The 25,838-nt window shown below is 60.6% G+C and carries 21 protein-coding genes; 17 read left to right on the top strand and 4 right to left on the bottom strand.

The window, feature by feature from the left end:
* Positions 1-19 precede the first annotated feature (19 nt).
* From ACUTQY_RS18435 to ACUTQY_RS18375, 13 genes are all read left to right on the top strand, one after another.
* Complete coding sequence (locus tag ACUTQY_RS18435; RefSeq protein WP_033644646.1) at positions 20-709, top strand: helix-turn-helix transcriptional regulator; 690 nt, start codon at positions 20-22, stop codon at positions 707-709.
* Between the two features lie 20 nt (positions 710-729).
* Positions 730-2,031 carry a cytosine permease gene (locus tag ACUTQY_RS18430; RefSeq protein WP_033644921.1) on the top strand — a complete coding sequence of 434 codons (1,302 nt, stop codon included), beginning with the start codon at positions 730-732 and terminating at the stop codon, positions 2,029-2,031.
* Between the two features lie 534 nt (positions 2,032-2,565).
* The gene (locus ACUTQY_RS18425) at positions 2,566-3,180 is read left to right on the top strand and encodes a helix-turn-helix domain-containing protein (protein WP_033644644.1); all 615 of its coding nucleotides are present in this window, start codon (positions 2,566-2,568) and stop codon (positions 3,178-3,180) included.
* Positions 3,181-4,077 carry a queuosine precursor transporter gene (locus ACUTQY_RS18420; RefSeq protein ID WP_033644642.1) on the top strand — a complete coding sequence of 299 codons (897 nt, stop codon included), beginning with the start codon at positions 3,181-3,183 and terminating at the stop codon, positions 4,075-4,077. It begins immediately after the preceding gene.
* Entirely contained in the window at positions 4,055-4,894 is an 840-nt protein-coding gene (queF, locus tag ACUTQY_RS18415; RefSeq protein ID WP_046687812.1) for an NADPH-dependent 7-cyano-7-deazaguanine reductase QueF, read from the top strand. Before ACUTQY_RS18420 ends, queF begins: the two co-directional genes overlap by 23 nt.
* Before the next feature lie 123 nt (positions 4,895-5,017).
* Positions 5,018-7,165, top strand: a complete 2,148-nt coding sequence (locus ACUTQY_RS18410; protein WP_046687813.1) for a phosphocholine-specific phospholipase C — start codon at positions 5,018-5,020, stop codon at positions 7,163-7,165.
* A gap of 86 nt (positions 7,166-7,251) precedes the next feature.
* On the top strand, positions 7,252-8,388 hold the full coding sequence (locus ACUTQY_RS18405; protein WP_033644639.1) for an ABC transporter substrate-binding protein: 1,137 nt from the start codon (positions 7,252-7,254) through the stop codon (positions 8,386-8,388).
* Between the two features lie 160 nt (positions 8,389-8,548).
* A complete protein-coding gene (locus ACUTQY_RS18400) occupies positions 8,549-10,672 on the top strand; it encodes a TonB-dependent receptor family protein (protein WP_033644638.1) in 2,124 nt (707 codons plus the stop codon).
* 197 nt (positions 10,673-10,869) lie between these two features.
* Positions 10,870-11,796, top strand: coding sequence for an aminoimidazole riboside kinase (locus ACUTQY_RS18395; protein WP_033644636.1), 927 nt, complete (start codon positions 10,870-10,872; stop codon positions 11,794-11,796).
* Positions 11,797-11,991: 195 nt separating this feature from the next.
* Positions 11,992-13,401, top strand: coding sequence for a carbohydrate porin (locus tag ACUTQY_RS18390; protein WP_033651352.1), 1,410 nt, complete (start codon positions 11,992-11,994; stop codon positions 13,399-13,401).
* A gap of 63 nt (positions 13,402-13,464) precedes the next feature.
* Positions 13,465-14,835 (top strand): sucrose-specific PTS transporter subunit IIBC, encoded by a 1,371-nt coding sequence (locus tag ACUTQY_RS18385; RefSeq protein WP_033644635.1) that lies wholly within the window; start codon positions 13,465-13,467, stop codon positions 14,833-14,835.
* Positions 14,835-16,244, top strand: a complete 1,410-nt coding sequence (locus ACUTQY_RS18380) for a sucrose-6-phosphate hydrolase (RefSeq protein WP_046687814.1) — start codon at positions 14,835-14,837, stop codon at positions 16,242-16,244. The genes ACUTQY_RS18385 and ACUTQY_RS18380 overlap by 1 nt, the downstream gene beginning before the upstream one ends.
* A gap of 21 nt (positions 16,245-16,265) precedes the next feature.
* Positions 16,266-17,309: a LacI family DNA-binding transcriptional regulator gene (locus ACUTQY_RS18375; RefSeq protein WP_033644632.1), complete on the top strand. Its 1,044-nt coding sequence runs from the start codon at positions 16,266-16,268 to the stop codon at positions 17,307-17,309.
* A 56-nt stretch (positions 17,310-17,365) separates the two neighbouring features.
* Here ACUTQY_RS18375 and exbD read toward each other — a convergent pair whose 3' ends face one another.
* Together exbD and exbB are read right to left on the bottom strand one after the other, a co-directional pair.
* Complete coding sequence (gene exbD, locus ACUTQY_RS18370; protein WP_004937307.1) at positions 17,366-17,788, bottom strand: TonB system transport protein ExbD; 423 nt, start codon at positions 17,786-17,788, stop codon at positions 17,366-17,368.
* A 3-nt stretch (positions 17,789-17,791) separates the two neighbouring features.
* Positions 17,792-18,769: a tol-pal system-associated acyl-CoA thioesterase gene (gene exbB / locus ACUTQY_RS18365; RefSeq protein WP_080273417.1), complete on the bottom strand. Its 978-nt coding sequence runs from the start codon at positions 18,767-18,769 to the stop codon at positions 17,792-17,794.
* 430 nt (positions 18,770-19,199) lie between these two features.
* Here exbB and metC point away from each other — a divergent pair, with 430 nt between their 5' ends.
* Both metC and ACUTQY_RS18355 read left to right on the top strand, forming a co-directional pair.
* Positions 19,200-20,396, top strand: coding sequence for a cystathionine beta-lyase (metC, locus tag ACUTQY_RS18360; protein WP_033644631.1), 1,197 nt, complete (start codon positions 19,200-19,202; stop codon positions 20,394-20,396).
* Between the two features lie 145 nt (positions 20,397-20,541).
* Positions 20,542-21,204, top strand: coding sequence for a DedA family protein (locus tag ACUTQY_RS18355; protein WP_033644630.1), 663 nt, complete (start codon positions 20,542-20,544; stop codon positions 21,202-21,204).
* Positions 21,205-21,213: 9 nt separating this feature from the next.
* Here the strand turns inward: ACUTQY_RS18355 and ACUTQY_RS18350 are convergent, their stop codons facing one another.
* Positions 21,214-22,134 carry a LysR family transcriptional regulator gene (locus tag ACUTQY_RS18350; RefSeq protein ID WP_042785382.1) on the bottom strand — a complete coding sequence of 307 codons (921 nt, stop codon included), beginning with the start codon at positions 22,132-22,134 and terminating at the stop codon, positions 21,214-21,216.
* A gap of 107 nt (positions 22,135-22,241) precedes the next feature.
* On the opposite strand from ACUTQY_RS18350, the gene ACUTQY_RS18345 reads away from it, so the two are divergent.
* Complete coding sequence (locus ACUTQY_RS18345) at positions 22,242-23,270, top strand: zinc-dependent alcohol dehydrogenase family protein (RefSeq protein WP_046687815.1); 1,029 nt, start codon at positions 22,242-22,244, stop codon at positions 23,268-23,270.
* A gap of 19 nt (positions 23,271-23,289) precedes the next feature.
* Here ACUTQY_RS18345 and ACUTQY_RS18340 read toward each other — a convergent pair whose 3' ends face one another.
* Complete coding sequence (locus ACUTQY_RS18340; RefSeq protein WP_202396379.1) at positions 23,290-24,177, bottom strand: AraC family transcriptional regulator; 888 nt, start codon at positions 24,175-24,177, stop codon at positions 23,290-23,292.
* 226 nt (positions 24,178-24,403) lie between these two features.
* Between ACUTQY_RS18340 and yqhD the strand changes: the two genes are divergently transcribed.
* Positions 24,404-25,567, top strand: a complete 1,164-nt coding sequence (gene yqhD, locus ACUTQY_RS18335; RefSeq protein WP_046687816.1) for an alcohol dehydrogenase — start codon at positions 24,404-24,406, stop codon at positions 25,565-25,567.
* Positions 25,568-25,838 lie beyond the last annotated feature (271 nt).

The raw sequence follows: 25,838 nt of genomic DNA, 5'->3' as shown, positions 1-25,838 counted from the left end.
GAGCGGCGCAGAGGTGGGTATGGGTTCATCGCATAAAAATAATGAATCTTATTTCAAGGGCCTCATCACCATGATGGAGCACCTGAGCGAGCCCTGGGGCATCAAAGACCAGCTGTCCCGCCACCTCTATATGAACCGCGCCGCTTATCTCTATACCAATACGCCGCTGAATTTCGACGTCGCCGGAAAATATGACCACGAATTCCCCGCCGACTGGGCCGATTCCGCCGCCGACTTTATCGAGCATGACAAGATGACCGAAGCGGCGCGCGATCGGGTCACGGTCATCGAGACGCACTACTGGTATGGCAAAGACAGCCTGACGCCGTTTATCAGCGAAAAGCTGCCGGTCTACAACGATGACAAACAGGTGATCGGCGTGATCTGGAACGCCAAGCCGATGAACAGCCTGTCGCCGCTGAAATACATCAATCAGCAAAAACCCAGCATCTTGACCACCGAAGTTAACAACGAGCTGTTCACCCGCGCCGAGCTCGATGTCATTTTCCTTATGCTGCAGCGATTTACGGTGAAAGAGATCGCCAAAATCTATAACGTCAGCAATAAGACCATCGAAAACCGCATTTATAATATTTACCAGAAGGCCAACGTGCATACTCAGCAACAGTTTGAGGAGTATTGCAAATACGCCAACCTGGATAACTACATTCCCGATCGCCTGATAACCAAGGGCATTCAGTTTATTTGAACCGCAAGGAAGATCTCACCGTGATAAAGATCGAAGATTATCCGCTCACCCGGGTGCCGCAGGATAAAAGAGTCTCGTTTTTAAGCGTGGCCATCGTGCATATGGGCATGCTGACCGCGCTGGACCAGTTCATGCTCGGCGCCGTGCTCGGCAACTCCATGACGTTGATTGACGCCTTCACCGCCATTTTCGTCGGCAGCCTGATCTTCGGCGTGGTGACCTATGGGCTTGGGATGGCGGGCATGCGCGAAGGGATTTCCGGCAGCCTGCTGGCGCGCTGGTGCGGCTTTGGCCGCCTGGGCTCGGTGCTGATCGGCGTGGTCGTGGCCGTCAGCCTGCTGGGTTGGTTCGGCATTCAAAACGCCATTTTCGCCAAGTCGCTCGATTTCGCGCTCGGCAATAAGCTGGGCTTTGGCCTGGCCGCCGGGCTCTCGGGCACGCTGTTGACCATCCTGGTGGCATTCGGCTTCAAGGCGTTGCGCATCGCCGCCCGTATCGCGGTGCCGATGTTCATTATGCTGGTGGCCTATATTTCAGTGACCGCGCTTTCCGGCCATAACCTGCAGGAGATCATCCAGCTGGCGCCGCCGGGTGAACCATTGACCATCAGCGCCGGCATCACCATCGTCGTCGGCGGCGCCATCGTGGCCAGCCTGATGACGCCCGATCTGACCCGTTACTCCAAAAACGGCAAACACGTGCTCGGCGTTACGATCTTCACCATCGTCGCCGGCGAGTTCGTGGTGAATGGCCTGGCTATCCTGATCGCCAAAACCCTGGGCACTGCGGATGTGGTCACCATCATGTCGCAAGCGGCCGGCGGCGCCGGTTTGCTGGTGGTGGTGTTTTCCACCCTGCGCGTCAACGATCTCAACCTGTACTCCTCTTCGCTGGGCATCGTCAACGCGGTGGAAGGCATCACCGGCAAAAAGCTGAAGTACACCTACACCACGTTGGCGATCGGTATTCTGGGCACCACGCTGTCGGTGCTGGGCATTCTCGACCGCTTCGTCGACTTCCTGACGGTGCTTGGCGTGGTCTTCCCGCCCATTATCGGCATCATGCTGGTGGACTATTACCTGCTGCGCAGCCACCGCAAAATCCTGGACGAGAGCCGCCGTACGGGCCAGTTGCCGAACGAAACCCCAACCATCGGCTGGGCGGCGATCGTCGCCAGCATCGCCGGCGGCGCCGTTGGCCTGGCGACCGAATGGGGCGTACCGACCATCAACTCACTGGTGGCCGCCAGCCTGCTGTATTGGGTGCTCAAGCTGGCCTTCAGTCGGGCGCAAAAACCCCTGGCCTCGCAGAAGTCGCTCTGATTTTCGCACAGGCGTTAACGCACTCCTCCGATGACGGGGGAGTGTTTTATTGCTCGCAAAATGCGGAGTTCAGCGCAAAGGAATAGGCCGATCGCGCAGACAAACGGCCGTGGTGATGAGGGTCCCTGGTGTCGGTAGCAAGCTATCCATTATGCTCAGAGTGCGGGAACATCCCCCTCTGAGCTTTTTATTATAAAAGTCGTTAGCTTCAGTGTTTTGATCGTAAAGAAAAACTTCAGCTTGCATGAACAGTAGCCCATGAAATCGCCTTTGGTCAACATAAAAGTGAACATAAAATTGGCTTTTGTGTTCACTTTTCCATAAGCAAAAGCTAATCAATTGATTTGCACAGCTTTATCATTTCCCCAAACCGCCTTCCGCATCCACGTCGCCCGCCCCCCGCCAAGCCGCTGACAGAAAGCAATAATTAACGAAAATAATCAGTCTGTTATCCTATTCCCTGCGCCTTTTTATCTGGACAACGCCAACGCGTAAGATATAGTGAAGCCAGCGTAATGTTTGTAAGGACAGCCTATGAAAACCCCCAACGCACAGCGCAAAATCAACATCATTAAAAATATTGAATATCTAATGCGTACCCGCGGTGAAACCAAGGCTTCCTTTTCCAACCGCAGCGGCCTGACGCGCACTACCCTATACAAAATTCTTGATGGAAGAGTGAACAACGTTCAGCAATCCACCGTTAATCGGATTTCAGATTTTTTCGGTGTCTCCTGTGAAGAGATCGAAGACTACGATCTGGAAAAACTGGAGCTGCTCAACGAAACGTTGTCCACCGAAGGCAACAAGAACCCTTCCGCCATTCCGGTGATCCCGCAGTCGCGCTATCTGGCCGTCTCGCAGCGCAAGATCGGGCAGCTGGTCACCGAGTTTCCTTTGACTTATTTCTTCGGCGATGAGTCGAACATGTTGGCAATGAAAATAGAGACCGAAATTAAAGGGTCATTCATTCCGGGCGAAGTCATTATCATCAAACGTCCGCCGGTACTGATTTGCGATTCACCTTTGCTGTATCACTCGGGAAAAAGCGGCTTCTTTGTGGTTGACGACAAAGACAGCGAAAGCATGGACAAACGCCTTCAGGAGACGGTGCAATTCCTGGGTTATATCGTTGGAGAAAGGTTATAAATGGAACCGAATCAGAAGTTCAAGCTGTTGGGCTTCACCCGACATGGCACCATCGCGGCCAATGTCATGGTATTGGCCACCGGCAAAACCATTACCATGGGGCTCAATGAGCTGGCCGACAGCGAAATATCGGAAGATCTGAGCCGGCACGAGCTGCAGGCGCTGTACCGTAAACTCTACGGCGACAATCAACAAAAAACCGCCTATGAGCTCAGCGATCGCCATGAACGTTCCTGGTACGCCTACCTGATTATTACCGTGGCGCTCAGCGTGATTTATATCTTCTCGACGCTGTGCGGCGTCAAGCCGATCCAAATTCCGGTGCTGAATCTCATCACGCCGCCGGCGATCTTCATCTATCCGCTCACGTTCATTCTGGTGGACATTCTCAACGAGTTCTATGGGTTGCGGCTGGCCAGACGCACCATCATCATCTCGTTCATCGCCAACCTGACCTTCGTTCTCGGCGTCTGGGTGACGACGCTGGTGCCGAGCATTCCACAGTGGGAGTACAGCGAGACCTACAACGGCATCGTGCACAGCATCATGGCGGTGCTGGTGGCCTCTTCGGCGGCCTATCTGATCTCCGAGAACGTCAACTCCTATCTGCTTTGCAAGATCAAGGAGTTGACCAACTCCCGCTACCTGTTCGTGCGCGTGATCACCAGCACCGTAATCGCATCGGCCATCGACAGCGTGGTGTTCTGTACGCTGGCGTTCTACAACGTGCTGAGCTGGGACATCATCAAAACCATGATCCTGTCTCAGTTCCTGATCAAGGTGGTTTACGCCCTGCTGGGCGTCGGGCCGATTTACGCCACCCGCAGTCTGTTTAACCGCTACATCAATACCGAACAAGCAAAGGGCAATGAATATGCATATCCAAAAGCAAGATAAGATCACCCATCTTGGCGCGAACTCCGATTATCCGGACCAATATGCTCCCGCATTGCTCGAAGCCTTGCCGCGCGCACGCGGCCGCGATCTGATCGGCGTGGACGAACGGCGGCTGCCGTTCAGCGGCTTTGATCTGTGGACCGCCTTCGAGTTGTCGTGGCTCAACGGCAAGGGCAAACCGGTGGTGGGCATCGGCGAATTTACCTTCCCGCACTCTTCTTCCAACCTGATCGAATCGAAATCGTTCAAGCTGTATCTCAACAGCTTCAACCAAACGCGCTTCGACAGCGTGGAACAGGTGAGCGCCGCCATGCAGAAGGATCTGTCGCAGGCGGCCAATGGCCAGGTCACCGTCAAGCTCTATCCGGGTCTGGAAGGTTATCCGGCGCAGATCGATCGTCTGCCGGGCATCAACATCGACGATCTGGATATCGCGGTCGACGACTTCGCCTTCAAACCGGAATACCTGAGCGGCGCGGCCGATCAAGGGGAGCACGTAGCGGAGACGCTGTCTTCCAATCTGCTGAAATCCAACTGCCTGGTCACCAACCAGCCGGACTGGGGCAGCGTGGTGATCCGCTATGAAGGCCGCAAAATCGATCGCGAAAGCCTGCTGCGCTACCTGATCTCCTTCCGCCAGCACAACGAATTCCACGAGCAGTGCGTCGAGCGCATTTTCAACGACATCAAGCAGAGCTGCCGCCCGGAAAAACTCAGCGTGTTCGCGCGTTACACCCGCCGCGGCGGCCTGGACATCAACCCCTTCCGCAGCGATTTCGAAACGGCGCCGACGCTCGGCCGCCTGATCAGACAGTAAGCCTCATCCCCCAATGCTCCCGCCAGGGAGCATTGTTTCTCTCGCTTTCATCTCCCTGTTATTTTTCGCCATTATCGTCGTCAGCGGCTATCTTCAAAGCACACTGACGGAGATTAACGACGCATGCCTGACCTTTCTCGCAGAGACATCCTGCGGGCTGCCGCCATCGGATCGGCGTTCTCGCTGTTGCCCGCCTCGATTCGCAAAGCGCTGGCCATTCCCGCCAATAACCGCACCGGCACCCTGCGCGACGTCGAACACGTGGTGATCCTGATGCAGGAGAACCGCTCTTTCGATCACTACTTCGGCACCTTGCCGGGCGTGCGCGGCTTCAGCGATCGATTTACCATTCCACTGCCCGGCGATCGCCTGGTCTGGCAGCAACAAGGCGCCGAACGGCTGGTGCTGCCCTACCATCTGGACAGCAAACGCGGCAACGCCCAGCGCGTCACCGGCACGCCGCACTCGTGGGTGGATGAGCAAGCCGCCTGGGATCACGGCCGCATGAGCGCCTGGCCCACCTACAAAACGCCGGCCTCGATGGGCTACTACCGCCAGCAGGAGCTGCCGTTCCAGTTCGCGCTGGCCAACGCCTTCACCCTGTGCGATGCCTATCACTGCTCCATCCACGCCGGCACCAACACCAATCGGCTGTTCCACTGGACCGGCACCAACGGCCCGTCCGCCGCCGACGTGGCGGTAGTGGTCAACGAATGGGACAGCCCCGGCCCGGCAGAGATCGGCTACCGGTGGACCACCTATCCGGAACGGCTGGAGGCGAGCGGCGTCAGTTGGAAGGTATACCAATTCCTGCCGGACAACTTTACCGACAACCCGCTGGCGGGCTTTCGCCAATACCGCGCCGCCAGCATTCAGGTGGGCAACCCGGCTCGGCCGCCAAAAGACTTCAACGCCTTCGTGCCTTATCGCGACGAGCTCAACGCGACCGCGCCGCTGTACAAAGGCAACGGCAACACCCTGCCGGCCGCCGACGGCAACGATCTGGACGCCATGCTGGCCGGATTCCGCACCGACGTGCAGCAGAGCAAACTGCCGCAGGTCAGTTGGATCATCGCGCCGGCGGCCTATTCGGAACATCCCGATCCCTCCAGCCCGGTGCAGGGCGGCTGGTTCACGCAAGAGATCCTCAACGCGCTGACCGACAACCCGGAGGTGTGGAGTAAAACCGTGCTGCTGGTCAACTACGACGAAAACGACGGTTTTTTCGATCATATGCCTTCGCCTTCCGCGCCGTCGCTGCGCGAAGACGGCAGCTTCGCCGGTAAATCGACGGTGCCGTTCGATACCGAGATCTTCCAGCACGTGGCGCCGCCCGGCTCGCAGAACCAGCCGCCGCCGGACGGCCGCATCTACGGCCCCGGCCCGCGGGTGCCGATGCTGGTGCTGTCGCCCTGGAGCCGCGGCGGCTGGGTCAATTCGCAGGTCTTCGATCACACCTCGGTGCTGCAATTCCTGGAAAAGCGCTTTCAGGTGCATGAACCCAACATCAGCGCCTGGCGCCGCGCGGTGTGTGGCGATCTCACCTCGGCGTTCAACTTTGTCGATCCTAACGGCGAAGCATTGCCGAGCCTGCCCGCCACCAGCCGCCACGCCGCCGACGGTCTGCGTCAACGCCAGGAGCAGCTGCCGCAGGTGCCGCTGCCGCCGCCCGCCCGCCAGCGTTTGCCACACCAACGCCGCCTGGCGCGCCCTTCTCGCGCACTGCCCTATCAGCTGCACGTCGAGGCCAGCGTCGCGGCCGAGCAGCGGCGCGTAACGCTGAACCTGTTCAATACCGGCGAGCAAGGGGCGGTGTTTCACGTCTACGACCGGCGAGATCTGACGCAGATCCCGCGCCGCTATACCGTCGAGGCCGGCAAGGCGGTCAGCGACGACTGGCAGACGGAGGACGAGTACCATCTGTGGCTGCTCGGCCCCAACGGTTTTCATCGTGAAATGCGCGGCGCGCTGAGCCGGCCGCAGCCGGAAGTGCGTTTGCGCCCGACGGGCCGCAGCCTGCTGCTGCAGTTGGATAACCCAGGTGCCGAAACGGTGACGGTCACTCTCGACCGCTGCCCTTACTCGCAACAAGGCCCGTGGCCCATCACGCTGCCTGCGGGCGGCAGCCACCGCCAAACGTTTGACGCCCGCGCCAGCGGCGGTTGGTATGATCTTGCGCTGCACAGCGCCGGAGGCTGGCGGCGCCGCCTGGCAGGCCGACTGGAGGATGGCGAACACAGCGTCAGCGACCCGCTGATGGGCCAGGAGTAGCCTATCGACAGCGAAGAGGTTCAAAAAGCGAAAGGATATCGCTTATCATTGCGTTCTCGTTCCTAGCCGATTACTCAAGGATCTCCATGTCCGCTGTTCTTATCGCCAAAGCCGGCCGCTGGCTGGCCGCCTGCGTTTTGCTGTTGGCCGGCGCCGCTCAAGCCGCGCCGATCGTCGTTACCGATGTCGCCGGCCGTCAGGTTACGCTGCCGCAACCGGCCAAGCGCGTTATCCTGGCCGACGCCCGAGCGCTGTTGGCGCTGAATATTCTGCATCCGCAGGAGCCGCTGAAAAACATCATCGCCTGGGACAACTCGCTGAAGGTCAAAGCGCCGGATCTGGTTGAGGCCTATGCGAAAAAATTCCCGCAGGTCATGCAAATCCCCACCTTCGACAACCCCTACACCAGTGACTTCAGCGTGGAGAGCGCGGTGGTGCGCCAACCGGACCTGATCATTTTCGACATCGGTCTGCTGAGCAAATTGAAAGACAGCGGCGTACTGACCCAGCTGGAAAAAGTCGGCATCCCGGTGCTGATCATCGATTTCCGCCAGCAGCCGCTGACCAACACCGTCGCCAGCATGGCGCTGTTGGGCAAAGTGTTTGACGAGCAGCCCAACGCCGACGCCTTTATCCGTTTCTATCAGCAACGCCTCGAGCTGGTGCGCCAGCGCGTCGCCACGCTGAAACCGGAGCAGCGCCCCAGCGTCTTCATCGAACGCAGCGCCGGCATCAAAGGCGAGCAGTGCTGCAATACCTTCGGCAAAGGCAGCTTCGGGCAGTTTATCGATACCGCCGGCGGCGACAATATCGGCAGCAAACTGTTTTCAGACATGGGCGGTGAAGTGAACGTCGAACAGGTGATCGCCAGCAATCCGGATTTCTATCTGCTGACCGGCGCCGACTGGAGCCGTGGCCATCGCGGTACGCTGGCCGTGCCGCTGGGCTACACCACCGATATGGCCACCAGCCAAAAGAAACTGGCGCATCTGCTGGATCGCACCGGCATTAACGTGTTGAAAGCGGTGAAAGAAAAACGCGTGATGGCGATTTATCATCAATTTTACGACACGCCGCTCAACTTTATCGCGGTCGAGGCGATCGCCAAATTCCTGCACCCGGCGCTGTTTAAAGATATTGATCCGCAAGCGGATATCGAAAGCGTGCACCAGAAATTCACCGCGCTGGATTACAGCGGGGTCTTCTGGCTTACGCCGCAATAATCCCCGCCAGGGCCCGCCAACCGGGCCCTGCTACCGGCATCCTTCATGTAGTTACCCGCTTAACTATTCCATAACAATTCTATTTACTTGCCAATAATTATCATTAAGATTGTCGTTTCTAAAAAAACACATCCGGGTCTGAAACTTCTAAGGCATTATTATGTCAATTCTTTTTCGCCTCTCCCTGCTGGCGACCTCTATCGCCGTTGCTTTCCCCATCCTTGCTGCTGATAACTCATCTCAAAACGATGCCGATACGGTAACCGTCGTCGGCAACTGGCTGGACAACCCTGATACCAGTTCGGTGCTGCTCAACCATCCGGGCGCGCGATCCATCGTCACTCAGCAGCAGATGCATGAGCAAGGCGACCAAACCATCGCCGACAGCCTGCGCGGTGTGCCCGGCGTGCAGGTGCGCGACAGCAACGGCACCGGCGGCAGCGACATTTCGCTCAACGTCGGCGTGCGCGGCCTGACCTCACGCCTTTCTCCGCGATCCACCATTCTGATGGACGGCGTTCCGTTGGCCGTCGCGCCTTACGGCCAGCCACAGCTGTCGATGGCGCCGCTGTCGATCGGCAACCTGCAATCGGTTGACGTGGTGCGCGGCGGCGGCGCGGTGCGTTACGGGCCGCAAAACGTCGGCGGCGTGATCAACTTCGTCACCCGCGACATTCCAAAAGCGTTTGGCGGCACCGCCGGCGTGCAAACTCAGGGCGCCAGCCACGGCGGCCTGAAGACCCTGACCAGCGCCTCGGTGGGCGGCACCGCAGATAACGGCTTCGGCGCCGAGCTGCTTTACTCCGGCCTGCACGGCCAGGGCTACCGCGACAACAACGACAACACCGACATCGACGATTTCATGCTGAAAACGCGTTATGCGTTCACCGATCGTGACGAACTGCTGGCCAATTTCCACTACTACGACGCCAAAGCCGGCATGCCGGGCGGCCTGAGCAGCGCGCAATACGCGCAGAACCCGTTCCAGTCCACGCGTCCCTGGGACCAGTTCGAAGGCCGCCGCAAGGATATGTCGTTCAAATACAAACATCAGGAAGACGACAAACAGTTCGAAGTGTTGACCTACTTCACCGACAGCTACCGCGGCAGCAACATCGAGTCGGAAGGCACCGGCAAAAATGCCGGGTTGCGGCGCATGGTGTCCTATCCGCGCCACTATTCGACCTGGGCGATCGAACCAAGCTATTCGCAGTTGTTTCGCTTCTGGGATATGGCGCACGAGATCACCCTCGGTTACCGCTACCTGAATGAAACCATGGATGAAAAGGCGTCGCGTTCGGCCTGGTATAACCCGGCGAATGTCGGCGCCACGCCGGATACCCCGGACTATTACCAGCACACCTCCGGCGGCACCGCAGCCAACGCGTTCTATATCGACGATACCATTAACGTCGGCAACTGGACGGTCACGCCGGGCCTGCGTTATGAAAGCATTCGCACCCACGTGGACGATTCGTTCAACAACATCAGCCGCGAGAAAAGCTACAGCGAACCGCTGCCGTCATTGAACGTGATGTACCACCTGTCCGACGCCTGGAAACTGTTCGCCAACGCCAACACCTCGTTCGGCAGCATGCAGTACTTCCAGCTGACCAAAGGCGGCAACGGCAACCAGCCTGCGCCGGGGCTGACGGCGGAAAAAGCGCATACCTATGAGTTCGGCACCCGCTACGACGACACCGTGGTCAAGGCCGAAGCCACGCTGTTCTATATCGACTTCGATAATCAGCTGCAATACATCAGCAACGATGTGGGCTGGACCAACATGGGCGCCACCAAGCACAAAGGCATCGAGCTGGCGCTCAGCTACGATCTCAGCGAGCTGAACCGCGCGCTCGACGGCGCCAGCGTCTACACCAGCTATACCTACACCAAGGCCAGCACCGACAAGGGCGACTTCGCCGGTAAAGACCTGCCGTTCTACTCGCGCCAGGTCTATACCGTCGGCACGCGCTACGCCACCGGCAACTGGGTATGGAATCTGGACGGTTACGCGCAGTCCAAACAGCATTCGCCGGGCACCGGGCCGGAGTACGTCACGCAGGAAAGCGCCGATGGTCAATTCGGCAATATCGCCGGTTACATGGTGTGGAACATGCGCGGGGAATATAATTTCGGGCCGCAGCTATCGAACCTGACGCTGGGCGCCGGGGTGAAAAACCTGTTCGATCAGCGCTACTTTACCCGCTCCAACGACAATAACTTCGGCAAGTACGTCGGTGAACCGCGCACCTTCTTCGTGCAGGGTTCCGTCGCATTCTGACTCCCAGCGCCCACTACAGGCGCTTCGTTCATCCATACCGCCCGCTCGCATCGCGGGCGGTATTTCCTGCGCCTGACCCGCCCTATTTTTTGATCTTCCTCACTCCCCAAACGCCTGACGCATTATTTCATTGCTTTGCTAAACCGGTTCTTCTATTTTAGCCACCCATCAGACATCGGTAGAAACAGGGATTAAGCATGGCGAATCGCGTATGGGTGCTGGGCGACGCAGTGGTCGATTTGGTGCCAGAAAATTCAAACAGTTATCTTAAATGCCCCGGCGGCGCGCCGGCTAACGTGGCGGTGGGCGTCGCCCGCTTGGGCGGCGACAGCGCCTTTATCGGCCGAGTGGGGCAAGACAGCTTCGGCGCCTTTCTGCAGCAGGTGCTGAGCGAAGAAGGGGTGGATATTGACCATATGCTTTCGGATCCCGAACACCACACCTCCACGGTGGTGGTGGATCTCGATCAGCACGGTGAGCGCTCATTCACGTTTATGGTGCAGCCCAGCGCCGATCTGTTTTTGCAGCCCGACGATCTGCCGGCTTTCCAACGGGGCGAATGGCTGCACCTCTGCTCCATCGCGCTGTCGCAGGAGCCCAGCCGCAGCACGGCCTTTACGGCGATGGAACGCATGCGGGCAGTCGGCGGCCGGGTCAGTTTCGATCCCAACATCCGCGAAGAGGTCTGGCGTCAGCCGGAAGCGCTGCGCCCCTGCCTGCAAAAGGCGCTGCTGCTGGCGGACGTGGTGAAACTGTCGCGCGAAGAGCTGGTTTTCATCAGCCATCTTGACGATGTGGAGAACGGCATCCGCTGGATGATGCAAACCTACCCGTTGCGCCTGTTGCTGGTCACGCTGGGCGGCGACGGCGTCTACGTGCATGACGGCCAACGGCTGCGTCATTTCCGCGCGGCGCCTGTCGTGCCGGTCGATACCACCGGTGCCGGCGACGCGTTTGTCGCCGGGCTGTTAGCGGCGCTGGCGCGCCTTCACGCATTGCCGCAAGAAGCGCAATGGCCGGCGATTATCGCCCAGGCTCAGGCCTGCGGCGCGTTGGCCACCACCGCCAAAGGCGCCATGACCGCCCTGCCCCGCGCCGAAGAGCTCGCCGCTTTTCTGCGCTGATCCCCTGCATCCACGGCGATCCCCTGGGCGCCGTGGTCTTTTAACCCCACGATTTGCGCACTCGATCACAATAGCTGAATCGGGTTAGCAAACTTGATTGCCAGTCCGCTTCTCGATCGTTATCTTTCGCCATGAAAAACCGGTTTAGCAATTTAGCAAAAAATAATAACAACCCTTCCCGGATGATAGACGATGATGAAAAAACTCAGCTATTTGGCGATAACAACAGGGCTTTTCCTCTCCACTTCTGCCGCTGCGGCCTCCGGCGACGGCAGTATCGAGGCGCGTCTTAACGCGCTGGAACAACGTCTGGCGCAGGCGGAACAGCGCGCCGCTCAGGCTGAAACCCGCGCCACGGCGGCGGAACGCCGGGCGCAACAGCTGGAGCAGCGCACCGCCAGCACCGAGCGGCAAACCGCGCGGGTCGCGCAACGCGCCGCCGCGCTGGAAACGCAATCCCCCGCAACCGGCGCGCTGAAACTGAACGGCTTCAACGATCTGAAGCTATACGGCGACGTGGAGTTCAATCTGGACGGCGCCAGCCGCAGCGGCCAACTGACGTCGTTGAAAGGGAGCGATCACAAGGATTGGAAACCCGGCAACAAAGAGCGCTGGGATATCAACGGCCGTATTCTGGTGGGGCTGGACGGCTATCGCCGCAATCCGGACGGCAACTTCTCCGGTTTCAGCGTCCAGCCGCTGGCGGACATGACCGGCAAAATGAACCTGGACGACGCCGCTTTCTTCTTCGGCAATGAAAAGAACTGGCAAACCAAAATCGGCCGCTTCGAAGCCTACGACATGTTCCCGCTGAATCAGGACACTTTCATTCAGTATTCAGGCAACACCGCCAACGATCTTTACGCTGACGGCTTTGGCTATATCTATATGATGAAAGAAGGCCGTGGCCGCAGCAGCAGCGGCGGAAACCTGATGTTGAGCAAATACGCCGGGGATGTCTATTTCGAACTGAACACGCTGGTGGAAGACGGCACCTCACTGTTCCAGGACAACAGCTACCACGGCAATGCGCTGAACAATAAGAAAAACGTCGCCTATTTGCGCCCGGTGATCGCCTGGAAGAAAGAGGCCTTCAGCATCGCGGCGGCGATGGAAAGCAACGTGGTGAATAATGCCTACGGCTATCAGGACAGCCAGGGCCGCTTCGTCGATCAATCCAAGCGCAACGGCTACGGCATGACCATGAGCTGGAACACCAACGCGGCCGATCCGGATAACGGCGTGGTGGCCAACCTGAGCACCGCCTACCTGGACGCCGCCGGCGAGCAGGACTTGACCGCCGGCGTCAACGTGCTGTGGCGGCGCTTCGAACTGGGTTATATCTATGCGCACAACAACATCAAAGAGTTCAATACCGCCGGGATCGCCGCCGATATCCACAATCCGCTCAGCGAGCCGGGCAACTACGACATCCACACCGTTCACGCGTCGTATCAGATACCTAACATTATGAATATGAAGAATTTCAATGTGTATTTAGGCGCCTATGTTTCGCTGCTGGAAGCCAACGCCGAGAACAAGATCGCCAACGGCGACAACGACCAGCGTTATGGCGTGCGCGCCAGATTCAAGTATTTCTTCTGACATCGATGAACGTATTTCCGCCGCGCAGAGCGCGGCGGCATTTTAATTCAGCAAGGGGACAACATGGACATTACCGCAACCGCCAACGCGCTGTTGCCGCTGCTCGGCGGTAAAGAGAACATCGCCAGCGCCGCCCACTGCGCCACGCGCCTGCGCCTGGTGCTGGTGGACGACAGCAAGGTGGACAAAGAGGCCATCGGCAAACTGGACGGCGTCAAAGGCTGCTTCAGCAACGCCGGTCAGATCCAGGTGATCTTCGGCACCGGGCTGGTCAACAAGGTGCATGCGGAATTCATCAAGGCGGCAGGCGTCAGCGAATCCAGCAAGGCCGAAGCCGCCGATATCGCGGCGAAAAAGCTCAACCCGCTGCAGCGCATCGCCCGCCTGCTGTCGAACATCTTCGTGCCGATCATCCCGGCCATCGTCGCCTCCGGCCTGCTGATGGGGCTGCTCGGCATGGTGAAAACCTATGGTTGGGCGGATGCCGACAGCGCGCTGTTCGTGATGCTGAACATGTTCAGCTCGGCGGCGTTCATTATCCTGCCGATTCTGATCGGTTTCACCGCCGCCCGCGAATTCGGCGGCAACCCCTATCTGGGCGCCACGCTCGGCGGCATTCTGACGCACCCGGCGCTGACCAACGCCTGGGGCGTCGCCGGAGGGTTCCATACCATGAACTTCTTCGGTCTGGAGATCGCCATGATCGGCTATCAGGGCACGGTATTTCCGGTGCTGCTGACGGTGTGGTTCATGAGCCTGTTGGAAAAACGCCTGCGCAAGGTGATCCCCAACGCGCTGGATTTGATCCTGACGCCGTTCCTGACGGTCGTGATCTCCGGGTTTGTCGCCCTGCTGTTTATCGGCCCCGCCGGCCGGGCGCTGGGCGACGGCATCTCCTTCGTGCTCAGCACGCTGATCGCCCATGCCGGTTGGTTCGCCGGCCTGCTGTTCGGCGGCCTCTATTCCGCCATTGTCATCACCGGCATCCATCACAGCTTCCACGCGGTGGAGGCCGGGCTGCTCGGCAACCCCAACATCGGCGTCAACTTCCTGCTGCCGATTTGGTCGATGGCCAACATCGCTCAGGGCGGCGCCTGCCTGGCGGTGTATTTCAAAACGCGCGATGCCAAAATCAAAGCCATCGCGGTGCCTTCAGCCTTTTCCGCCATGCTCGGCATCACCGAGGCGGCGCTGTTCGGCATCAACCTGCGCTTCGTGAAACCGTTCCTGGCGGCGCTGGCGGGCGGCGCGCTCGGCGGCGCCTGGGTGGTGGCCAATCATGTCGGCATGAACGCGGTCGGGCTGACGGCGATCCCCGGCATGGCGATCGTGCAGGCCAGTTCGCTGGTCAGCTATATCATCGGCCTGGCGATCGCGTTTGGCAGCGCCTTCGCCCTCTCCCTGCTGCTGAAATATAAAACGGACGCGCAATGATGGAGGAGCTCAGCTTAATCAAACAGGCACTGCGGGCGGTCATGAACGGCCTGCCACTCGCGCTGCGCGATCCGCACCGCCCGGCCTGGCATCTGGCGCCCAGCGTTGGCCTGCTGAACGATCCCAACGGCTTCATTCAGCACAACGGCGTTTATCATCTGTTCTATCAATGGAATCCGCTGGGCTGCGACCATCGCAACAAGTGCTGGGGACATTGGCAGTCGACCGACTTGCTGCGTTGGGCGCATCAGCCGATCGCCCTGGCGCCGGGCGCCTGTTACGACAGCCACGGCTGTTACTCCGGCTCGGCGGTGGTGGCGGAAGACAAAATCACGCTGATCTACACCGGCAACGTGAAATTCCCCGATGGCTCACGCACCGCTTACCAGTGCCTGGCTCAGGAAAGCGATCTGGGCGAGTACCGCAAACTCGGGCCGGTGCTGCCGCTGCCGGCGGGCTACAGCGGGCACGTACGCGATCCGAAAGTGTGGCGTCATCAGAATGCGTGGTACATGGTACTCGGCGCGCGGGACTTGCAGGATCGCGGCAAGGTGCTGTTACTGCGCTCCGCCGATCTGCGCGGCTGGCAACCGTTGGGCGAGATCGCCGGTTCCGGCCTGAACGGCTTAGGCGAATTCGGCTACATGTGGGAGTGCCCGGATCTGTTCTCGCTGGACGACGCCGACGTGTTGATCTGCTGCCCGCAGGGGCTGACGCCGCAGCCGGAACGCTACCTCAATCGCTATCAGGCCGGTTATCTGATCGGCAAGCTGGATTACCGCCAGGCGGCCTTCCGTCACGGCGAATTCCGCGAACTGGACGCCGGCTTCGAGTTTTATGCGCCGCAGACGACGCTGGCGGAAGATGGCCGCCGCTTGCTGTTCGGCTGGATGGGCGTGCCCGAGCAAGATGAAGAAGCCCATCCGACGCGCCGCTACGGCTGGATCCACACCATGACCTGCCCGCGCGAGCTGTCGCTGCGGCATGGCCGCCTCCAGCAGCGTCCGGCGCGCGAGCTGCAACAGCTGCGCGGCGAACGAACATGCTGGCAGGGCCGCGCCGATGGCGCCCCCGCCTGCGCGCTGGGGGCCGCGGAGCTGCAGTTGGCGCCGCAGGGCGCGTTCAACGCCGCCTTTGGCGACGCAATGACGCTGAACTGGGACGGCGAAAGGCTGCGGCTGACGCGCGCTTCCCTGGCCGACGGCCAGCCGGAGCACCGTTACTGGCGCGGCCCGGTCACGCATCTGCAGCTGCTGTTCGATCGTTCCAGCGTGGAGATCTTCATCAACCACGGCGAGGCCGTGATGAGCGCGCGCTACTTCCCGGCCATTGAGCCGCAACTGCGGCTGTCCGGAAACGCGCCGCTGGCGTTGGAATACTGGCCGCTGACGCCATGCATGCTAGAATGACGCATCCTCCGATGACTTCAGATGGCGTCAGTGAAAAAAAATAAACGCATTACCATCAGTGACATCGCCACGCTGGCCGGGGTGTCGAAATCGACCGCCAGCCTGGTGCTGAACGGCCGCAGCAAGGAATACCGGGTGTCCGACGACACCCGCGACCGCATTCTGGCGCTGGCGCACGAGCACCATTATCAGCCCAGCATCCACGCCCGCTCCCTGCGCTCCAACCGCAGCCACACGCTGGGGCTGGTGGTGCCGGAGATGACCAACTACGGCTTTGCGGTGATTTCACGCGAGCTGGAAACGCTGTGCCGCGAAGCTGGCCTGCAGCTGTTGATCGCCTGCACCGATGAAAACCCGGCGCAGGAGATGATGGCGGTGAACAGTCTGGTACAGCGGCAGGTGGACGGCTTGATCGTCGCCTCCAGCCAGTTGAACGACGCAGAATACCAGAAGATCAACGCCGGGCTGCCGGTGGTGCAGATGGATCGCCTGATCGCCGGCTCCGAACTGCCGCTGGTGATCACCGATTCGGTCAATTCGACCGCCGACCTGGTGGAAACGGTCGCGCGCCAACATCCGGATGAGATCTATTTTCTCGGCGGGCAGCCGCGCATTTCGCCGACCCGCGATCGCCTGGCCGGCTTCCAGCTTGGCCTGGAGCGCGCCGGCGTAACGTGCAAACCGGAATGGATCATCAACGGCAACTATCACCCCAGCTCAGGTTACGAGATGTTCGCTCAGCTGTGCGCACAGTTAGGGCGTCCGCCCAAAGCGCTGTTTACCGCCGCCTGCGGCCTGCTGGAAGGCGTATTGCGATATCTGACTCAGCATCAGCTGATGGAGAGCGACATTCACCTGTGCAGCTTCGACGATCACTACCTGTTCGACTGCATGACGCTGAAGATAGACACGGTCGCGCAAGACTGCCTGGCACTGGCGCAACATAGCTTCGACAATGTCACCGCGCTTATCGACGAGCGGCCGCTGGAACAGAACGCGCTGTATCTGCCGGGCCGCATCCACTGGCGCCATGCCGGTTCCAGGGATTTGCTGGCAAAGGCGTGACATCTCTTTAGCCGTAAAAAAAGGGCGCCTGAGCGCCCTTTATCGTTTTGCTGCCGCTACTTGGCGGCGCCTTCCATACCCACCAGCCCCACTTTCAGGTAACCCGCTTTACGCAGGGTGTCCATCACGCTCATCAGCGTTTCATAGTCCACGCTCTTGTCCGCCTGGAAGAAGATGGTGGTTTCTTTGTTAGCCTGGGTGCGTTGATCCAGCACCGAGGTCAGCTGATCGGCATTCACCGGCTGATCGCCGACGTAGAGCTGCTTGTCGGCCTTCACCGACAGGAAGACCGGTTTTTCCGGCCGCGGCTGCGGCTTGGCGGAAGAAGCCGGCAGATCGACGCGGATATCTACCGTTGCCAGCGGCGCGGCCACCATAAAGATGATCAACAGCACCAACATGACGTCGATAAACGGCGTCACGTTGATTTCATGCAGTTCGCCGCTGTCGTCCAGATCTTCATTTAAGCGCATCGCCATGACTCACCCCGCCCGCAGTTGATGTGCGTGCTGTGAGCGCTTGGCTTCCGCCGTTGCGGCCAGATCCAGATCGCGGCCCTGCAGCAGCAAGACCTGGGCCGCCACGTCGCCCACCTGGGCGCGATGGCCGCTGATGACGCGGGCGAAGATGTTGTAGATCACCACCGCCGGGATCGCCGCCACCAGGCCCATTGCGGTTGCCAGCAGCGCCTCGGCGATGCCCGGCGCCACGACCGCCAGGTTGGTGGTCTGCGAATGGGCGATGCCGATGAAGCTGTTCATGATGCCCCATACGGTACCGAACAGGCCGACGAACGGCGAGATGGCGCCGATGGTGGCCAGAAAGCCGTTGCCGCGGCCCATGTTGCGGCTGTAGGCCGCCACGCGGCGCTCGAGACGGAAACCGGTGCGTTCTTTGATGCCGTTGTTGTCGTTGGATTCCGCAGACAGCTCCAGCTCATTTTGCGCATCGTTCAGCAGCACCGCACTGACACTCTCCGCGGAGAAGTTTTGCGCCAGCTCGGAAGCTTCATCCAGCGAGCGCGCTTCGGCCAGCGCCAGCTGCTCGCGGCGCAGACGGCGCTTGGCGCGCAGCAGTTCGCTGCCTTTAGCGAACAAAATGGTCCAGGTCACGATAGACGCCAGCACCAGGCCGATCATCACCGCTTTCACCACCGCGTCGGCGTGCTGGTACATGCCCCAAATGGACAGGTCCATGCCGCGGGTTTCCGGTGGCTGGATCGTCGGTGCCGGGTTCACCGGCGTGATGCTTTCCGGCGCAGCGGCTGCTGGTGCAGGCGCGGTGGTCGGCGCAACGCTTTCGGTAACGGCCGGATTGGCCGCCGGCGCTGCCTGCGCGCTGCCGGCCAGCCCCACAACCAGCACCATAGAAGCCATCAGGCTGCGGCCAAAGGCCTTGCCCCACTGCGCCCGGCCCTGGCCGAACGATCCTTGATTTAAATTCTTGCCAGCCGTTTTCACGCTGTGCCTCCACCCATTACCGATCAAAATTAAGGAATAATTCAGCGTGCGATCATATCAAACCAACCGGGGATTGATAGTAGTTCTCATTATTATTTACCAAATAAACGAGAAAATTTTAGACACCTCCGCAACCAAACGCCAATCTACGCCCGTTCACCGCTAAAAGCCCCTTTTATAGGGCGATTTCGTTACTTTTCTCCCACAACGGCGCAACAACGCCACGCTGCCGAACGGCGTCTCGACCGATGAATGGGCTTCTCTCTGGCCGCTCGGCAGAAGGATGACGCGAAAAATGCGCGGGCGGCAGCCAATTATAGCCGTTTCTATATCCAGAAGTTAAAACGTCTGGATGGCTATAATAACTCATGCTAACGTAAGGGCTATCGCAAACGGGCAGTGCAGAGCAACCAGAGGTGAGCCAGGTACCATGACGTCAAAACACATCGAAACCACGCTGATCGGCGCCGGCCGCGGCAAACGCTACACCCAGGGCTCCGTCAACCCCGTGACTCAACGCGCCTCTTCCCTGGTCTTCGACTCCGTCGCCGCCAAAAAACAGGCCACCGCGCAACGCGCCCACGGCGAGCTGTTTTATGGCCGACGCGGCACGCTGACCCACTTCGCGCTGCAGGATGCGATGGTGGAGCTGGAGGGCGGCGCCGGCTGCGTGCTGTACCCCTGCGGCGCGGCGGCGGTGGCCAATGCGATCCTGTCGTTCGTCGGCGCCGGCGATCACCTGCTGGTCACCGGCTCAGCGTATGAACCGACCCAGGACTTCTGCACCCACATCCTCGGCCGCATGAACGTCAGCACCACCTATTTCGATCCGCTGATCGGCGCCGACATCGCCACGCTTATCCAACCCAATACCCGCGTGGTGTTCCTTGAGTCCCCCGGCTCCATCACCCTGGAAGTGCAGGATATCCCGGCGATGGTGCAGGCCATTCGCGCCGTGGCGCCGGACGTGGTGATCATGATAGACAACACCTGGGCGGCGGGCGTGCTGTTCAAGGCGCTGGATTTCGACATCGACATTTCCATTCAGGCCGGCACCAAATACCTGATCGGCCATTCCGATTACATGCTCGGCACCGCCGTCGCCAACGCGCGCTGTTGGGAGCAACTGCGCGAGTACTCCTATCTAATGGGGCAGATGGTGGATGCCGACACCGCCTACATGGCGAGCCGCGGCCTGCGCACCCTGAGCGTGCGGCTCAAGCAGCACGAACGCAGCAGCATTGAGGTCGCCAACTGGCTGGCCGAACGGCCGGAGGTGGCGACGGTCAATCACCCGGCCCTGCCCAGCTGCAAGGGCCACGCGTTCTACCGCCGCGACTTCAGCGGCTGCAACGGGCTGTTCTCTTTCGTGCTGAAAGAGCGGCTGGATGAGGCGCAGCTGGCCGCTTACCTGGACAACTTCAGCCACTTCAGCATGGCCTACTCCTGGGGCGGCTTCGAGTCGCTGATCCTGGCCAATCAGCCGGAAGAACTGGAAGCGATCCGCCCGGCGGGCGGCGTCGATTTTTCCGGCACGCTGGTGCGATTGCATATCGGTCTGGAGAACGTCGAAGACCTGATCGCCGATCTGGCGGCCGGCTTCGATCGCCTCAACGGCGTGCGCTAAGGCGGATTCCGGTAATTTTCTTCGTCTCGTTTAATGTCGGCTTAAGCTATTAGCGGTACACTAACCGGGTAACTGTCAGATACGGTAACCGCCGCATCCTGGAGAACGTGACCCCGGGCGCAACCGGCATGCAACAGGACATAAAATGGATGTATTACGAGAGATTATTCATGCGCTTTGGCAGCAGGACTTCATCGCCCTCGCCGATCCCAGCGTGATTTGGGTGGTTTACGCCGTACTTTTCACCACCTTGTTTTTGGAAAACGGACTGCTGCCCGCCTCCTTCCTCCCCGGCGACAGCCTGCTGCTGCTGTCGGGTGCGCTGATCGCCAAAGGCGTGATGGGCTTTGCCCCCACCCTGCTGATTCTGACCGCCGCCGCCGGCCTCGGCTGCTGGCTGAGCTATATCCAGGGCCGCTGGCTGGGCCACACCAGCCTGGTGAAAGGCTGGCTGCTGCAACTGCCGGCGCAATACCATCAGCGCGCGCATAACCTGTTCAACCGCCACGGGCTGACGGCGCTGCTGATCGGCCGCTTCCTCGGCTTCGTGCGTACGCTGCTGCCGACCATGGCCGGCATTTCCGGGCTCAACAGCTCGCGCTTCCAGGTTTTCAACTGGCTGAGCGCAGCGATCTGGGTCTGCGCGCTGGTCGGCCTCGGCTACGCTTTCAGCCAAATTCCGCTGGTGAAACGCCACGAAAGCCAGGTGATGACCGGCCTGATGCTGCTGCCGCTGCTGCTGCTGTTCGTCGGCCTGCTCGGCGCCATGCTGGTGGTCTGGCGTAAAAAACGCGCCTCCTCTTCCTGATCCCGCGCGCTACAGCGCTTTCTCGACCAACGCCAGGCGAGGCGGCAACTTGCTCACCAGCGTATCCACCGCCAGCCGCACCTTCAGCGGCAGGTGAGGCGTGTGCGGCCACACCGCATGCGCTTCAAAGGCGGCGCCGGGCCGATCGCGCAGCAGGCGCACCAGCGCCCCGCTCAACAGCTGCTCACGCACCAGCCAACACGGCAGCCAGGCGATGCCGAACCCGGCCGTCGCCGCATCCGCAATCGCCTGCAAATCGTCCATCTGCAATCGGTTATTCGGCATCACTTCCTGCGGCTCGCCGTTCTCGTCCAGCACCCGCCAGCTGCGCCGCGCGCCGGCGCGCATATAGGTCACCGCCTCGTGCTGAGCCAGTTGCTCAATGCTGTGCGGTTCGCCGCACCGCTGCAGATAGGCCGGCGAGGCGCACAGCGTCATGCGGTGATCGCCGATGCGCCGCGCCACCAGCCCATTGCTGTTGGCCAACGTGCCGTTGCGGATCGCCATATCGAAGCCGTCCTCAATCAGATCCACCACCCGATCGCTGAACGACAGCTCCAGCTCCAGGCCGGGATGCTCACGCGTCAGCTCGGTCAGCAGCGGCGCGATGCACATGCGGCCAAACAACACCGGCATCGATACCCGCAGCCGGCCACTGACCTGCCGCTTGCCCGACTCCAGCAGCGTTTCCGCGCCGCGGATCTCCTCCAGCGCCCGCAGGCAACGCTCATAGAACAACGCGCCATCGTCGGTCAGGCTCTGGCTGCGGGTGGTGCGATGAAACAGCCGCACGCCCAGCCGCTGTTCCAGCCGGGCGATCGTTTTCCCCACCGCCGAGCGCGACAGGTGCAGCCGACTGGCCGCCAACGCAAAACTGCCCGCCTCCACGGCGGTGACGAATACCGAAATGCCGCTCAATCGATCGCTCATGGTTTGTCGCTCTAAAAGAAACAATCTGCGGAAATCTTATCGCCACTGGCGAACCTTCATCAACGATATTATCGACAGGTCGTTAATCGCAGACTTTGGAGAACATCATGACCGACACGATGCAACGCTGGACGATGGACGCCCTGGGGCGTGAACACCTGCAGCTGACCACCGACGCGATCCCGCAGCCGGGGCCGCGCGAGATCAGAGTGAAAGTGAAGGCGGTAGCGCTCAACTACCGCGACAAAATGATGATTGAAAGCGGCATGGGGCTGACGCTGCCGCAGTCGTTCACCCCCGCCTCGGACATGGCCGGCGAGGTCGACGCCGTCGGGCCCGGCGTCAGCCGTTTCCAACCCGGCACCCGGGTCATTTCTACCTTCAGCCCCGGCTGGATCGACGGCCGGCAAAAACCGTACGGCAATGCGCGCCAGGTGCCTTACCACACCCTTGGCGGCTTCTATCAGGGCGTGCTGGCGGAATACGTGATTTTGCATGAAGACTGGTTGGTGGCGGCGCCGGCGTCGCTGGACGACGTGCAGGCCAGCACCCTGCCTTGCGCCGGGCTGACCGCCTGGTTCGCGCTGGTGGAACAGGGCAAACTGCATGCCGGCGAGACGGTGCTGGTGCAAGGCACCGGCGGCGTGGCGCTGTTCGCGCTGCAGATCGCCAAAGCCCACGGCGCGGAGGTCTATGTCACCTCCGGCAGCGATGAAAAGCTGGCGCGAGCCCTGGCATTGGGCGCCAATCATGGCATCAACCGGCTGGACGGCGATTGGGTGGAGGCGATTTATGCGCTGACGCAGGATCGCGGCATCGACCATGTGATCGATACCGTCGGCGGCCCGAATTTGGGCAACTCGGTGCACGCTGTGGCGGTGGGCGGCCGCATCTCAGTGATCGGCGTGCTGGCGGGCGCCGAGATCTCCGCCCCCGCCGGCCTGCTGCTGCTGAAATCGGCGGAGATCCAGGGCATCGGCGTCGGCCACCGCCGCGCGCTGGAAGATCTGGTGCGCGCCGTGGACGCCGTCAATCTGCAGCCGGTGATCGACCAGGTATACCGGCTCGATCAACTGCCGCAGGCGTTGGATCACCTCGATCGCGGCCCGTTCGGCAAGATCGTGCTAACCCCATAGCCCGCCGCCCGGCGGCGGCTCACCCCTCCAGCATCAGCGGATTGGCGTCGCGCAACCGGGCGACTTCATCCCCCGGCGTGACGCCAAACAGGCGTTTGAATTCACGGCTGAACTGCGACGCGCTCTCGTAGCCGACGCGGATCGCCGCGGTACTGGCCTTCAGGCCATCATGCACCATCAGCAAACGCGCCTTGTGCAGCCGGTACGACTTCACGTACTGCAGCGGCGAGGTGTTGGTCACCGCCTTGAAGTTATGGTGAAACGCCGACACGCTCATGTTGACCTCGCCGGCCAACTGCTCGACGTTGAGGCTCTCGGCATACTGATTTTCTATGCGCCGCAGCGCCTTGGCGATCTGACTGAAATGGGTATGACGGTTGACCAGCTCCTGCAGCGACGCGCCGCAGGCGCCGCGCAGCACGTAGTAGAGGATCTCGCGTACGATCTGCGGCCCCAACACCCGAGCGTCGAGCGGCTTGGCCATCACGTCCAGCAGACGTTCGGTGGCGCACAACAGCTCTTCCGTCAGCTCGGCCAGGTTTACGCCGTTGCTCTCCGCGCGCGGCTGCATCAGGTAGTCGTCGTCGCCGATGTCGATCAGCAAGTCCTGCAGCATTTGGGTATCGATATTGACCGCCAATCCAACCAGCGGCAGCTCCGGGCTGGCGAAGGTTTCGCACTCGAACGGCAGCGGCACCGTCATCAGCAGGTAGTTGCGCGGATCGTACTGGAACACCTTGTTGCCGCAATAGCCGACCTTGTGCCCCTGAAAGATGATGACGATCCCCGGTTCGTACATCACCGGCTGGCGCGGGCAGTGGCGATCGACATACAGGATCTTCACCCGCGGCACCGGTGACGGCGTATAGCCGTTGCCGGTGGCGATAGCCATCGCCTGGCGCGCCATGCGGCTGCGCAGCGCATCGATTTCAGTCACGGAAACACCCTCTTACAGTCAGAACGATTCGGCATAAATCATAATTTAAAACTCTCTATTTCTACAGTCATCTGTAGAAATAGGCAAGAACCAAACAGGAATGTGCATTGTGCGTTACCGCCAGGTTGCTGACAATACGGGCCAGAAACCTTTGCGCCGCTTTGGCGCCCGCCTGACAGAAAGAGAGAAATCAGCCATGCAAAACTTCATTCTGCATACCCCAACCAAAATCCTGTTCGGCAAGCAGCAAATCGCCGAAGTGGCCGGCCAGATCCCGGCGGACGCGCGCATTCTGATCACCTACGGTGGCGGCAGCGTGAAGAAAAACGGCGTGCTCGACCAGGTGTATAGCGCGCTGGCCGGCCGCGACGTGCGGGAATTCTCCGGCATCGAACCTAACCCGACCTACGAAACCCTGATGAAAGCGGTCGAGGTGGTGAAAACGGAAAACATCGATTTCCTGCTGGCGGTCGGCGGCGGTTCGGTGGTTGACGGCACCAAGTTCATCGCCGCCGCGGCTCGTTATACGGCCGACAGCGATGCCTGGCATATTCTGCAGACCGTCGGCAGCCACATCACTGACGCGTTGCCGATGGGCTGCGTGCTGACGCTGCCGGCCACCGGTTCAGAATCCAACAGCGGCGCGGTGATCACCCGGAAGAGCAGCGGCGACAAGCAGCACTTCTTCTCACCGCTGGTGCAGCCGCGCTTCGCCGTACTGGATCCGGTGGTGACCTACTCGCTGCCGCCGCGCCAGGTAGCCAACGGCGTGGTCGACGCCTTCGTACACACCCTGGAACAGTATCTGACCTACCCGGTCGACGCCAAGGTGCAGGATCGCTTCGCCGAAGGCCTGCTGTTGACCCTGCTGGAAGACGGCCCGCGCGCGCTGGCCGAGCCGGAGAACTATGCGGTGCGCGCCAACGTGATGTGGAGCGCCACCATGGCGCTGAACGGCCTGATCGGCGCCGGCGTGCCGCAGGACTGGGCGACCCACATGCTGGGTCATGAGCTGACCGCCATGCACGACCTCGACCACGCGCAAACGCTGGCCATCGTGCTGCCGGCGCTGCTGCACGAGAAGAAAGCGCAGAAACGCGAAAAGCTGCTGCAGTACGCTGAACGCGTCTGGGGCCTGCGCGAAGGCAGCGAAGACAGCCGAATCGACGACGCGATCGCCGCCACCCGCGCCTTCTTCGAGCAGATGGGCGTGCCGACCCGCATGGCGGATTATCAGCTCGACGGCAGCAGCATTCCCGCGCTGCTCGACAAGCTGCAGCAGCACGGCATGACCGCCCTGGGCGAGCATCAGGACATCACCCTGGACGTCAGCCGCCGCATTTATGAAGCGGCGCGTTAATCGCAAAACGGCGATTTTTTGCTAGGCTTTAGTCTTCGCCAGCCATTTTTCGCCGCATTCTGCGCTCGGCCGATCGCCGGGCGCAGTCGGGCGCCTCAGCGCGCCGCCGCTCGTTTCGTACCCTTCGTCTTACCGCTCATTCGCAGGGAGAGCGGGGAGAAAATCGCCCTCCCGCCACCGCTGAAATTAGGCTGGCAAACCCGGCAACCGCCCATTTTGCCAACTAGAATTTATCTATAGCCGTTTCGGTGCCGCAGGCGCCGCAATCCGT

This window comes from Serratia sp. TSA_130.1, assembly GCF_052691795.1.
This window is presented reverse-complemented; position numbering and strand designations above follow the sequence as displayed.